This window comes from Vibrio vulnificus CMCP6, assembly GCF_000039765.1.
Classification (GTDB): domain Bacteria; phylum Pseudomonadota; class Gammaproteobacteria; order Enterobacterales; family Vibrionaceae; genus Vibrio; species Vibrio vulnificus_B.
On the sequence record NC_004459.3, the window covers coordinates 260,611 to 273,623 of the forward strand.

At 47.4% G+C, this 13,013-nt stretch carries 12 protein-coding genes; 11 read left to right on the forward strand and 1 reads right to left on the reverse strand.

Annotated elements, in window-relative coordinates; all coding sequences use genetic code 11:
- Nucleotides 1–11 precede the first annotated feature (11 nt).
- Nucleotides 12–1,532: an apolipoprotein N-acyltransferase gene (gene lnt, locus VV1_RS01350; protein ID WP_011078379.1), complete on the forward strand. Its 1,521-nt coding sequence runs from the start codon at nt 12–14 to the stop codon at nt 1,530–1,532.
- A gap of 113 nt (nt 1,533–1,645) precedes the next feature.
- On the opposite strand, the gene VV1_RS01355 is transcribed toward lnt, so the two are convergent.
- Nucleotides 1,646–2,116: a zinc ribbon-containing protein gene (locus VV1_RS01355; RefSeq protein ID WP_011078380.1), complete on the reverse strand. Its 471-nt coding sequence runs from the start codon at nt 2,114–2,116 to the stop codon at nt 1,646–1,648.
- Between the two features lie 122 nt (nt 2,117–2,238).
- Between VV1_RS01355 and leuS the strand changes: the two genes are divergently transcribed.
- The 10 genes from leuS to ybeD all read left to right on the forward strand — a co-directional run bounded on the left by leuS (nt 2,239) and on the right by ybeD (nt 12,918).
- Nucleotides 2,239–4,812 carry a leucine--tRNA ligase gene (gene leuS, locus VV1_RS01360; protein ID WP_011078381.1) on the forward strand — a complete coding sequence of 858 codons (2,574 nt, stop codon included), beginning with the start codon at nt 2,239–2,241 and terminating at the stop codon, nt 4,810–4,812.
- Nucleotides 4,813–4,997: 185 nt separating this feature from the next.
- The gene (locus VV1_RS01365) at nt 4,998–5,528 is read left to right on the forward strand and encodes an LPS-assembly lipoprotein LptE (protein WP_011078382.1); all 531 of its coding nucleotides are present in this window, start codon (nt 4,998–5,000) and stop codon (nt 5,526–5,528) included.
- A gap of 2 nt (nt 5,529–5,530) precedes the next feature.
- Nucleotides 5,531–6,556: a DNA polymerase III subunit delta gene (gene holA, locus VV1_RS01370; protein WP_011078383.1), complete on the forward strand. Its 1,026-nt coding sequence runs from the start codon at nt 5,531–5,533 to the stop codon at nt 6,554–6,556.
- 56 nt (nt 6,557–6,612) lie between these two features.
- The gene (gene rsfS, locus VV1_RS01375; RefSeq protein ID WP_011078384.1) at nt 6,613–6,930 is read left to right on the forward strand and encodes a ribosome silencing factor; all 318 of its coding nucleotides are present in this window, start codon (nt 6,613–6,615) and stop codon (nt 6,928–6,930) included.
- Nucleotides 6,931–6,934: 4 nt separating this feature from the next.
- Nucleotides 6,935–7,405 (forward strand): 23S rRNA (pseudouridine(1915)-N(3))-methyltransferase RlmH, encoded by a 471-nt coding sequence (gene rlmH / locus VV1_RS01380; RefSeq protein ID WP_011078385.1) that lies wholly within the window; start codon nt 6,935–6,937, stop codon nt 7,403–7,405.
- A gap of 30 nt (nt 7,406–7,435) precedes the next feature.
- On the forward strand, nt 7,436–9,328 hold the full coding sequence (mrdA, locus tag VV1_RS01385; protein WP_011078386.1) for a penicillin-binding protein 2: 1,893 nt from the start codon (nt 7,436–7,438) through the stop codon (nt 9,326–9,328).
- Nucleotides 9,328–10,449: a rod shape-determining protein RodA gene (gene rodA / locus VV1_RS01390; protein WP_011078387.1), complete on the forward strand. Its 1,122-nt coding sequence runs from the start codon at nt 9,328–9,330 to the stop codon at nt 10,447–10,449. The genes mrdA and rodA overlap by 1 nt, the downstream gene beginning before the upstream one ends.
- The gene (locus tag VV1_RS01395) at nt 10,449–11,243 is read left to right on the forward strand and encodes a septal ring lytic transglycosylase RlpA family protein (RefSeq protein ID WP_011078388.1); all 795 of its coding nucleotides are present in this window, start codon (nt 10,449–10,451) and stop codon (nt 11,241–11,243) included. Before rodA ends, VV1_RS01395 begins: the two co-directional genes overlap by 1 nt.
- A 92-nt stretch (nt 11,244–11,335) precedes the next feature.
- Nucleotides 11,336–12,517, forward strand: coding sequence for a serine hydrolase (locus VV1_RS01400; RefSeq protein WP_011078389.1), 1,182 nt, complete (start codon nt 11,336–11,338; stop codon nt 12,515–12,517).
- A gap of 122 nt (nt 12,518–12,639) precedes the next feature.
- Complete coding sequence (ybeD, locus tag VV1_RS01405) at nt 12,640–12,918, forward strand: DUF493 family protein YbeD (protein WP_011078390.1); 279 nt, start codon at nt 12,640–12,642, stop codon at nt 12,916–12,918.
- The last annotated feature ends 95 nt before the right edge of the window (nt 12,919–13,013 follow it).

Sequence of the window (13,013 nt, forward strand, 5' to 3'; positions counted from 1 at the left end):
ACGAACGATAGATGAAAAATACCCTATTTCATCGCCTCAAGCGGCCCATTGCGGCCGCTTTTGTTGGCGCTCTCACTACGCTTGCCTTTGCACCTTACCAAATTTGGTTAGTTGCGCTTATTACACCAGCCCTGTTACTTATCCTTATCCATGGTCAATCACGTCGACAAGCTCTGTGGACGGGGTACGCGTGGGGATTCGGGCAGTTTGCCTCTGGTATTAGCTGGGTCTACGTCAGTATCGCAGGCTTTGGTGGCATGCCTCTGGCGGCTAACCTCTTTTTGATGGGGGCACTCATCGCCTATCTGGCCATCTACCCTGCACTCTTCACTTGGAGCTACCAACGCTTTTTTGCCAAAGCAACCTTGCTCAACTTGTTGCTTGCCGCGCCAGCCCTGTGGTTAATAGCAGACTGGCTGCGTGGCTGGGTGATGACGGGCTTCCCTTGGCTGTGGCTCGGTTACAGTCAAATCGATTCACCTCTGGCGAGTTTCGCTCCAATTGGTGGTGTTGAGCTGCTTACGCTACTGCTTTTGGTCGGTGCAGGTGCGATCGCCTATGCGGTAATTCATAAACGTTGGTCAATGCTACTCATCCCAACGGTGTTACTCAGCACGGGTTATGGCTTATCACACTGGGACTGGGTCACACCGCAACCGGACAAAACCACCAAAGTGGCGCTTATCCAAGGCAATGTCGACCAAAACTTAAAATGGTTACCAAGCCAACGCTGGCCAACCATTATGAAGTACACCGATTTGAGCCGTGAAAACTGGGACGCAGATATTATTATTTGGCCAGAGGCTGCCATTCCAGCGTTTGAAGTCGAGTTGCCCTCCTACCTGAGTAATTTGGACAGTGCGGCAAAAATGAATCAAAGCGCGATCATCAGTGGCATTGTCAATCAAGCCGAAGATGGTCAGTTTTACAACAGCATTCTTGCCGTCGGCCTGACGCCTTATGGGGATTACTCTTTTGATCTCACTGAGCGTTATCATAAGCATCACCTGCTGCCGTTCGGTGAGTTTGTCCCGTTTGAGCAAATTTTGCGTCCATTAGCACCGTTTTTTAATTTGCCCATGTCATCATTTAGCCGTGGTGATTTTGTTCAGCCTAATATCGTGGCAAATGGCCATCCAATGGCGCCAGCGCTGTGTTACGAAATTATCTTTAACGAGCAAGTAAGGCAAAACGTTACCGACGACACCGATTTCCTTTTGACTCTATCAAACGACGCTTGGTTTGGTCGTTCAATTGGCCCCTTGCAACACATGGAAATCGCGCGAATGCGTGCTCTCGAGCTGGGCAAACCGCTGATTCGTTCCACCAATAATGGTTTAACGGCCGTTACTGACCATAGAGGTAAAATTATCGCCTCTATTCCACAGTTTGAAACGGCGGTACTACGGGCAGAGCTTACGCCAACCCAAGGACAAACGCCCTATCATCAACTAGGCAGCTGGCCACTCTACATTTGGGTAGCTTTGTCACTCGCTCTCGCATGGTGGCGAAAACGCCGCACGAATGCTTAGCGGCAAAAGCGGTAGAGAAAACCCGTTGCGAAAAGCGCAAGCACAGATGGGCAAAAAACAAAAGGTACGCAATGCGTACCTTTTCTGTTTCTCACGTGAGCAAAAGAGCGTGATTACGGTTTCAACGCTTGGCGGCTAAAGCCCTTGTGACCACATTTGATGCAAGGAATGATCACGGTTGGATGATTGTAGGAGGTTTTATGGCCACATTCATCACACACCAACACACCAAGCCCTATTACCTCTCCCGCTTCGTAAAGGCCTTGATGTTCAAGATCTTCAAACAGTTCAACCCATTCCACTTTGGTTCTGTCAGTAATTTCGAGCAAACCTTGCCAAATAGAATCGGCAATGGTGAGGTAAAAAGGTCCACTTTTGCTCTCTTCATAGTTGTCGGCAAACTCTTTTAAGTCCGCTTTTACGTACGCAGAGATCAACGCCAACTCATCTTTGGTCATATCATTCGCCGCTGATATCACCTTGCCAGACGTTTCTAGGACGTTGTTCACTTCATCTGGGCTATGTTTGAGTGTCTCGATGACATCTTCCAACATTTCTTCATAACCGGATTTACGTTTCGGCATGGCAGTCCTCCATCTGTAAAGATTGGCTATTGTTGTGCACGGTACCTTTAGGTATTCTATGACGATCTATTTCAATCTGTTCTAACCGAACTCACAAATTCCAAGATAACCGGATACCATCGATGCAAGAACAATATAATCCACAAGATATTGAACAGAAAGTTCAACAGCACTGGGACAACAACAAAACATTTGTTGTGACTGAAGATCCAACCAAAGAGAAGTTCTACTGCCTCTCTATGTTCCCATACCCAAGTGGTCGACTGCACATGGGTCACGTGCGTAACTACACCATCGGTGACGTAGTATCTCGTTTCCAACGCCTACAAGGCAAAAACGTCATGCAGCCAATCGGCTGGGACGCATTCGGTCTACCTGCAGAAAACGCAGCGGTGAAAAACAACACCGCGCCTGCGCCTTGGACTTACGAAAACATCGAATACATGAAGAACCAACTTAAGCTTCTTGGCTTTGGTTACGACTGGAACCGCGAATTCGCAACATGTACGCCTGAGTACTACCGTTGGGAACAAGAGTTCTTCACTAAGCTTTACGAGAAAGGCCTGGTTTACAAGAAGACGTCTTCTGTTAACTGGTGTCCAAACGACCAAACTGTTCTTGCGAACGAGCAGGTTGAAGACGGCTGCTGCTGGCGTTGTGATACGCCTGTAGAGCAAAAAGAAATTCCTCAGTGGTTTATCAAGATCACCGAGTACGCTCAAGAACTGCTTGATGATCTAGACAAACTTGAAGGCTGGCCAGAAATGGTGAAAACCATGCAACGCAACTGGATTGGTCGTTCTGAAGGTGTGGAGCTCAAGTTTGAAGTGAAAGGTCAACAAGACCTAGAAGTGTACACCACTCGTCCAGACACACTAATGGGTGTAACTTATGTCGGTATCGCAGCAGGTCACCCTCTAGCGAAAATTGCCGCTGAGAATAACCCAGAGCTTGCTGCGTTCATCGAAGAATGTAAGAACACCAAAGTTGCTGAAGCTGAGCTTGCGACCATGGAGAAGAAAGGTATGGCGACGGGCCTTACTGCTATTCATCCATTAAACGGCCGTGAAGTGCCAGTGTACGTCGCTAACTTCGTATTGATGGACTACGGTACAGGCGCTGTTATGGCAGTACCGGCACACGACCAACGTGACTTCGAGTTCGCCACTAAGTACGGTCTAGACATCATTCCGGTAATCAAGCCAATTGATGGCAGCGAGCTAGACATCTCAGAAGCGGCCTACACAGAGAAAGGCGTGCTGTTCGATTCAGGTGAGTTCGATGGCCTAGAATTCCAAGCAGCGTTCGATGCCATCGCAGCGAAGCTAGAAGCAGAAGGCAAAGGCACTAAGACGGTTAACTTCCGTCTACGTGACTGGGGTGTATCTCGTCAACGTTACTGGGGTGCACCAATCCCAATGGTCACCACTGAAGATGGCCAAGTTCACCCAGTACCCGCAGACCAACTACCCGTGATTCTTCCTGAAGACGTAGTAATGGACGGCGTAACGAGCCCAATCAAAGCCGACAAAGAGTGGGCGAAGACAACCTTCAACGGTGAGCCAGCTCTGCGTGAGACAGATACGTTCGATACCTTTATGGAATCTTCTTGGTACTACGCACGTTACTGTTCACCACAAGCTGACGACATCCTAGATCCAGAAAAAGCCAACTACTGGCTGCCTGTAGACCAATACATCGGCGGTATCGAGCACGCGTGTATGCACCTACTGTACTCTCGCTTCTTCCACAAACTACTACGTGATGCTGGCTACGTAACGTCTGACGAACCGTTCAAGCAACTACTGTGTCAAGGCATGGTACTGGCAGATGCCTTCTACTACACCAACGATAAAGGTGGCAAAGAGTGGGTATCACCAACGGAAGTGAAAGTTGAACGCGATGGCAAAGGTCGCATCACTTCAGCTGTCGACAATGAAGGTCGTAACGTAGAACACTCAGGCATGATCAAAATGTCTAAGTCGAAAAACAACGGTATCGACCCACAAGAGATGGTCGACAAATACGGCGCAGACACAGTACGTCTATTCATGATGTTTGCTTCTCCAGCAGACATGACACTTGAGTGGCAAGAGTCTGGCGTAGAAGGGGCTAACCGCTTCCTGAAACGTGTCTGGAAACTCGTAAACGAGCACACATCAAAAGGTGCAGCAGAAGCAGTCGATGCAGCAGCACTGTCTGGTGATCAAAAAGCACTGCGTCGTGACGTTCACAAAACCATCGCCAAAGTAACCGATGACGTTGCGCGTCGTCAGACGTTCAACACTGCAATCGCTGCTGTCATGGAGTTGATGAACAAGCTGGCGAAAGCGCCACAAGAATCTGCACAAGATCGTGCGATCCTTGACGAAGCGCTAAAAGCGGTCGTTGCGATGCTGTACCCAATCACTCCGCATATCTGTTTCGAAATGTGGACGGCACTTGGCCAGCAAGACATCGACAACGCATCTTGGCCAACTTACGATGAGCAAGCTCTGGTTGAAGACGAAAAACTGATTGTTGTTCAAGTAAACGGCAAAGTCCGCGGTAAAATCACCGTTGCTGCAGACGCAACCAAAGAGCAAGTTGAAGAAATTGGTCTTAACGAAGAAAACGTCTCTAAACACCTAGACGGCGTGACTATCCGTAAAGTGATTTACGTACCAGGCAAACTATTGAGCATTGTGGCGAACTGATCACGATATCAAGAGTGAAAAACCACCAGGTGAGGCGAACCAACGCGCTTCATCTTGGTCAAAGTTTGGGGTAGCTCGACTACCCCTACTTATCTAAAATCATTAGCACAGAGTGATTTTAGATAAGTCTAACCGTCGTGCTGCTAGCGGTAGCCCGTTTTCTGAACATCAAGAAGAGCATCTCAATGCGTTTTACGTCCGTGTTTAAACTCTCATCCATTTTGGTTCTATCAGCCATGTTGTCTGCATGTGGTTTTCATTTACGTGGTGAGTACTCCGTTCCTGAAGAACTAAGCACACTCTCGTTTACCAGCTACGATGATTACAGCCCGCTCACTCGTTCAGTGAAAGCGCAATTGATTCTGAACAAAGTCAATCTCGTCGCTCCAGCTGAAACAGTTCCAAATCTATATTTGATTGGCGAGAACATCTCTGAGCGCACTTTATCGCTTTACCAAAACAGCCGTGCCGCAGAAAAAGAGCTGACTTACGTCGTGAGCTACCGAGTTACCGTACCTGATCTTGGCAGTCAAAGCTTCCAAACCACCGTCAATCGCAACTACCTAGATAACCCGCTGACTGCGTTGGCAAAATCGGTGGAACGTGAAGTGATCGAGGATGAAATGCGCAACCAAGCGGCCAGTCAAATGATGCGTCAACTAGGTCGCCTTCGTGCGGAATACGAGGAACAAACCGTCAACTCAAGTAATCAGTAATTATGCGAATTTTTGCCGATAACCTTGCTCAGCAACTGACGAAAGAACTCAAACCTGTCTATTTGATTTTCGGGAATGAACCGCTACTGATCCAAGAAAGCCGCTCTGCTATTCAAAAAGCAGCGTTTCAACAAGGTTTCGAAGAGCGTCATCGCTTTGCCGTAGATGCAAGCTTAGATTGGAATCAAGTCTATGACTGCTGCCAAGCTTTGAGTCTTTTTTCCAGCCGCCAACTGATTGAACTTGAACTGCCAGAAAGCGGTGTCAACGTATCAATCGCCAACGAGTTGCTTTCTGTCGCTCAGATACTGCATGCCGATATTATGTTAGTCATCATTGGCAGCAAACTCACCAAAGCGCAAGAAAACGCAAAATGGTTCAAAACATTGAGCCAGCAAGGCCACTGGATCAGTTGTCTAACACCCGATAATCAACGCCTGCCACAGTTTGTATTAAATCGCTGCCGTCTACTGAATTTAAAACCAGACCAACAAGCGGTACAAATGCTCGCGCAATGGCATGAAGGAAATCTTTTTGCCCTTTCTCAAAGCCTGGAGAAATTGGCACTGCTCTATCCAGACGGCGAACTCAACTTGATTCGTTTGGAGGAATCCCTCAGTCGACATAATCACTTTACTGTTTTTCACTGGATTGACGCACTATTAGAAGGGAAAGCCAACCGCTGCCAAAAAATCTTGCGCCAACTTGAAGCAGAAGACATTGAAGCGATTATTTTGTTGCGCTCATTGCAAAAAGAGCTGCTATTGCTTTTACAAATGCAGCAACAACTGCAGCAAAGCTCTATGATGCAAGTGTTCGAAAAGCACCGAATTTGGCAAAACAAGAAACCGCTCTATACTGCGGCTTTAACTCGACTCAAGAGCACTAAGCTAAGACAACTGCTCACATTGCTTGCAAAGGCAGAGATTCTGGCCAAAACGCAGTATGAGCAACCAGTATGGCCAATTCTTCAGCAATTAAGCGTCGAGATGTCTCTCCCTGACGTAGAGTTAGCTTTTAAAAGTTAAAAGCGTGCTATATTGCGCGCGCATGTAAAACAGAGAACAACACCGAGGAAATATTCGTGCTTCGCGAAGAACTAAAAGACTTTTTGGCTGATAAAGCCGACGATATGAAAGCAGAAAACATCGTAATTCTGAACGTGGAAGACAAATCCAGCGTGACAGATTATATGGTCATCTGCACTGGCACATCGAAACGTCATGTTGCTTCGATTGCTGATCACGTCGCTGATGAAGTAAAAAAAGTAGGCCTTCAGCCATTATGCATGGAAGGTGAAAACGAAGGCGAATGGGTCGTACTGGATATGGGTGATGCGATGCTACACGTAATGCAAGAAGAACACCGCCAGCTATACCAACTCGAAAAACTTTGGGGTTAATGGTTTGAAAATTCAGTTGATCGCCGTTGGCACAAAAATGCCAAAGTGGGTTGAAGAAGGTTTTCAAGAATATCGCCGTCGTTTCCCGCACGATATGCCACTAGAGCTCATCGAAATCACGGCGGGTAAACGAGGCAAAAACGCAGATATCGCACGCATTTTGCAAAAAGAAGGCGAAGCGATGTTAGCCGCCATTCCCAAAGGCAATCGCATTGTCACTCTCGATATCCCAGGAAAGAAATGGGATACACCAGAGTTGGCGCAACAGCTTGAAGCGTGGAAACTGGATGGTCGAGATGTCTCGATCTTGATTGGTGGCCCAGAAGGATTAGCACCCGCATGCAAAGCCGCTGCGGAACAAAGTTGGTCTCTTTCAGCGCTAACCTTACCTCACCCGTTAGTGCGCATTGTGATGGCCGAGAGTTTATATCGTGCGTGGAGTATCACCACGAATCACCCTTATCATCGAGAATAAGTTCAGCCCAATGAGTGAGACGCTGCGTTAATGATGAGAAAACGCCGAACCACGATACGAGATTACCAAGCCGAAGCACGGTTGTTTGCCAATCGTGCTCTGGTGTCTTTTTTCGGTATCGTCGCCTTAATGGGCGTTCTGGTGACCAACCTATACAACATTCAGGTCAACCAGTATCAAGATTACAAAACCCGCTCGAATGACAACCGCATTAAAGTGGTGCCCATCGCACCAAATCGTGGCTTGATTTATGATCGCAACGGCGTGTTATTAGCGGAAAATAGACCGGTTTTTGACTTGGAAATCACACCGGAAAAAGTCAAAAACATGGACGCCACGATTGCTCAGTTGCAAACCCTGTTTGAAATCACGCCAGAACAAATCGAACGTTTCCATCGCGAGCGAAAACGCACGCGCCGCTTCAAATCGGTCCCGATTCTCAGTCAACTTACAGAAAAACAAGTCGCAGTATTCTCTGTGAACCAATACCGTTTTCCTGGCGTTGAAGTGTCTGGCACATTGAAGCGCTACTACCCTTATGGCGAAATTCTCACTCATGTGATTGGCTACGTATCACGCATCAACGATCGAGACATGCAACGGCTGAGTGATGAAGGTAAAGAAGCCAACTATCAAGCAACACGCGACATCGGCAAGCTTGGCATTGAGAAGTTTTACGAAGACATGCTCCACGGAACGGCAGGCTACCAAGAAGTCGAGGTCAACAGCCGTGGGCGGGTCATCCGCACCCTCAAATTTGTTCCGCCAGTGCCTGGCAAAGATATTGTGTTGAACATTGATATCAAACTGCAAACCTATGTTCATCAGTTGCTCGACGGTAGACGAGGCAGTGCGATCGTACTGGATCCGAAAGACAATGGCATTTTGGCCATGGTATCGAGCCCAAGTTATGACCCCAATGCGTTCGTCCACGGTATTTCAGGCAAAGGTTACAGCGATCTTCTTAACGACAAAAACCGCCCGTTGGTAAACCGTTCGACGCTGGGGATTTACCCCCCCGCTTCGACCGTCAAACCCTTTATCGCCGTCTCTGCATTGCAAGAAGGTGTGGTAACACCAAACACAACCAGAAACGATCCTGGTTATTGGCGCATCCCCAACTCCGATACACGTCCCTTCCGTGACTGGCTGCGTTGGGGACATGGTCGAGTGAACTTGGTGCAATCCATTGAAGAATCGGTCGATACCTTCTTCTACCAAATCGCTTACGACTTGGGCATTGATCGTCTTTCCAATTGGATGAGCATGTTTGGTTTTGGTGACTACACCGGCATCGATATCTTTGAAGAAAGCAAAGCCAACATGCCAACACGCGATTGGAAAATGTCTCGTCATAAAACACCTTGGTACAAAGGCGACACCATTCCTGTTGGTATTGGCCAAGGTTACTGGACAGCAACACCAATGCAACTTGCGAAAGCCACTTCTGTATTAGTTAACGAAGGAAACGTGACCGCACCGCATTTATTGCGTGCGACGATTGAAAACGGTGAAGCGTTTGACAACCGAGTGTTGTCGGATTACGTCACTTACCCCCCCATTCAAAACGTACCAGACAAATACTGGAACCTCGCCAAAGAAGGGATGCGCTTGGTTAACCATGGCAAGAAAGGCACCGCGCGACGCTCATTTACCGGTATGTCTTACATGACCGCAGGTAAATCAGGCACAGCGCAGGTTTTTGGCTTGGCAGAAGACCAAGAATACAACGCCGATGAGCTGGCCGAGCACTTACGCGACCACGCTCTCTTTACTGGCTTTGCGCCATTTGACGATCCCAAAATCATCGTCACTATAGTGTTAGAAAACGCCGGCGGCGGCTCCTCCAATGGTGCTCCTGTCGCAAGACGTATTTTTGATAAAGTGTTACTCGATAAAGACAGTGACGAGGTCAAACACTGATGAAACTCGATCCAGCAACCGGAAAGAATCGCGCTCTGTTTGAGCGATTTCATATCGACCTGCCACTTCTTCTAGGCATTTTGGCCCTGATGGGGTTTGGCTTAGTTGTGATGTACAGTGCCAGCGGGCAAAGTTTGGCGATGATGGATCGCCAAGCGATGCGCATGGCACTCTCTATCGTGGTGATGCTCGTGTTAGCGCAAATTTCACCACGCACCTACGAATCGTTAGCCCCTTTAATGTTTGTTGGCGGCGTAATCCTTCTTCTTGGCGTACTCTTTTTCGGTGAAGCGTCAAAAGGAGCTCAACGCTGGTTGAATCTTGGTTTCGTCCGCTTTCAGCCCTCAGAGCTGCTTAAACTGGCGGTACCATTAATGGTAGCGCGCTTCATTGGTAAACGGCCGCTGCCTCCCACCTTCCAAACCTTGTGTATCGCATTGGTGATGGTGTTCATTCCGACCATTTTGATCGCCAAACAACCTGACCTCGGCACTTCGATTCTGATTGCGGCCTCGGGTATTTTCGTTATCTTCTTAGCGGGGATCAGCTGGCGCATTATTGGTGCGGCAGCGGTGGCGTTAGCCGCATTTATCCCAATTTTGTGGTTCTTCTTGATGCGCGAGTATCAGAAAGTGCGTGTCAGGACCCTTTTTAATCCTGAGTCAGATCCTCTTGGTGCGGGCTATCATATTATTCAGAGTAAAATCGCCATCGGTTCTGGCGGCATATCTGGTAAGGGCTGGCTGCAAGGGACACAGTCTCAACTCGAATTTCTTCCTGAGCGACATACCGACTTCATCTTTGCGGTGATTGCCGAAGAATGGGGCATGATTGGCTTCTTACTGCTGCTGTCGCTGTACCTATTCATCATCGGTCGTGGGCTTTACTTAGCGTCTCAAGCACAAACGGCGTTTGGCCGTATGATGGCAGGCAGTGTTGTGTTGAGCTTTTTCGTTTACATCTTTGTTAACATCGGCATGGTCAGCGGTATCTTGCCCGTTGTGGGGGTACCACTGCCACTCATCAGTTATGGCGGTACTTCCATGGTGACCTTGATGGCGGGCTTCGGTATTCTGATGTCTATCCATACTCACCGTAAAGCATTCTCAAAGGCAAATTAATGAATAAATCCATTGTTATCTTCAGTTTACTTTGCGGCGCGTCGCTTTTAGCGGGCTGTAGCTCTAAACCTGAGGGGCGCTATAGCCTAGAGTCAGATGTTGCACCTGACCAACCGATTTCCGTCGAGCATATCGAAGATGCCCACCCACGTTATGAGCCATACAGCTTAGGTGGAAACAAAGATTACACTTTGCGCGGTCAAGACTACAAAATTGTGCGCGATGTAAAAGGGTTTAAAGAGTCTGGTATTGCCTCTTGGTACGGTAAAAAATTCCAAGGCCATCTCACCTCAAATGGTGAAATCTACGATATGTACTCGATGACCGCAGCACATAAAACCTTGCCATTGCCAAGTTACGTGAAGGTGACCAACAAAGACAATGGCAAAAGCACCATTGTGCGGGTGAACGATCGTGGTCCTTTCCACGAAGGACGTATCATTGACCTGAGCTACGCCGCCGCTTACAAACTGGATGTACTAAAAACGGGCACCGCCAATGTGGAAATTGAAGTATTGAACTTTGAACCACCAACCGATGCTAAAGCGCTGGAAAATCATCCCAAATATTTCATTCAAGTATTAAGTTCAAAATCTGCCGAACGAGCGAGAACTTTAGGACAAGATCTTGGTCAAAGCCTGAATGTAGACTCTTTCTTAGAAAGCACCGACGATACACATCGTCTCATGTTGGGGCCATTTACTGACTTTACGCTGACGCAACAGATCTTGGATCAGGTTAAGTTGGCGGGTCATGAAAGCGCCTTCATCAGAAAGCGAGCCATAACTCGTTGACAACTGACACGACACTTTCTAGTGTTAGACGCTCTGACTTACAGTGCGAATCTGTTAAGATATGGACAATTAACCAAAAAAATTGAATTACCATGAACAAAACAACAAAAATTGTGAAATCCACTCTCGTTTCTTCCCTTGCACTTTCTGCAACGCTGGCTTACTCAGTTTCTGCTGCTCCAGTTGTGGTGCCTGACGCGCCACAAATCGCAGCTAAAGGTTTTGTTCTAATGGACTACCATTCAGGCAAAGTCCTGGCTGAAAAAGAGATGAACACTAAGCTCTCTCCAGCCAGCTTGACCAAAATGATGACCAGCTACGTGATTGGCCAAGAGCTTGAACGTGGCAACATCAGCCTAGAAGATGACGTAGTCGTCAGTAAAAACGCTTGGGCGAAGAACTTCCCTGACTCTTCAAAAATGTTTATCGAAGTGGGCACCACGGTAAAAGTAAAAGATCTTAACCGTGGCATCATCATCCAATCCGGTAACGACGCCTGTGTGGCCATGGCAGAACATATTGCGGGTTCAGAAGATGCGTTTGTTGATCTCATGAACGCTTGGGCAAGTTCTATTGGCATGACCAACACACATTTTGCCAACGTACATGGTTTGGATAACGCCAACCTATACTCAACGCCGTACGACATGGCGCTCCTTGGTCAAGCATTGATCCGTGATGTGCCGGATGAATACCGTATCTACTCAGAGCAAAAATTTACTTACAACGGCATTACCCAGTACAACCGTAACGGTCTGTTGTGGGATAAAAGCATGAATGTGGATGGCATCAAAACGGGCCACACAAGCAATGCAGGTTACAGCCTAGTAAGTTCTGCCACTGAAGGTAAGATGCGTCTTATCGCTGTCGTCATGGGCACCAAAGACATGAACGCACGTAAGTCAGAAAGTAAGAAACTTCTGAGTTACGGCTTCCGTTTCTTCGAAACCGTTGCGCCGCACAAAGCCGGTGAAACTTTCGTCGAAGAAAAAATCTGGATGGGTAACAAAGACACCCTAGCATTGGGCGTTAATGAAGACACTTACGTCACGCTACCTCGTGGTCAAGCGAAAAACCTCACCGCCAGTTTTGTACTTGAAAAAGAACTTCAAGCTCCGATTAAGAAAGGCGATGTGGTTGGTAAGCTTTACTACCAAGTCGATGGTGAAGATGTGGCTCAGTACCCACTACTGGCTCTTGAGTCTGTAGATGAAGGCAGCCTATTCAGCCGTCTTTGGGATTATCTAGTACTGCTATTTAAGAGCCTGTTCTAATTTCAAAACAGACTGTTAGCCTAAAGCCGCCAATTTGGCGGCTTTGTTGTACTTGAGTTCACATAAAACAGACGTTACTATTGCGCCCCGCATAACCGAATATCTAACTGGAGTTATCCTCAATGCTCACCATCAACTCTGATGCCAAACTGAAAGATCTTCTTGAGTTCCCTTGTTCATTTACATACAAGGTAATGGGTTACGCAAAACCTGAACTGCCAGAGAAAGTGTTGGAAGTGATTCAGCGCCATGCTCCTGGAGATTACAGCCCTGCAGTAAAACCTAGTGCAAAAGGTAACTATCACTCGGTTTCTATCAACATCACTGCCACCTCTATCGAGCAGGTTGAAACGCTGTACAAAGAGCTTGGCGAAATCGACATTGTACGCATGGTTCTATAATTTTTTGATAAATTAAATTTTTTTTGAAAGCAGCTTATGGCTGCTTTCTTTATATTTATCAGAGAGATAAAAACCTAAGCACGACCAAATGCGTT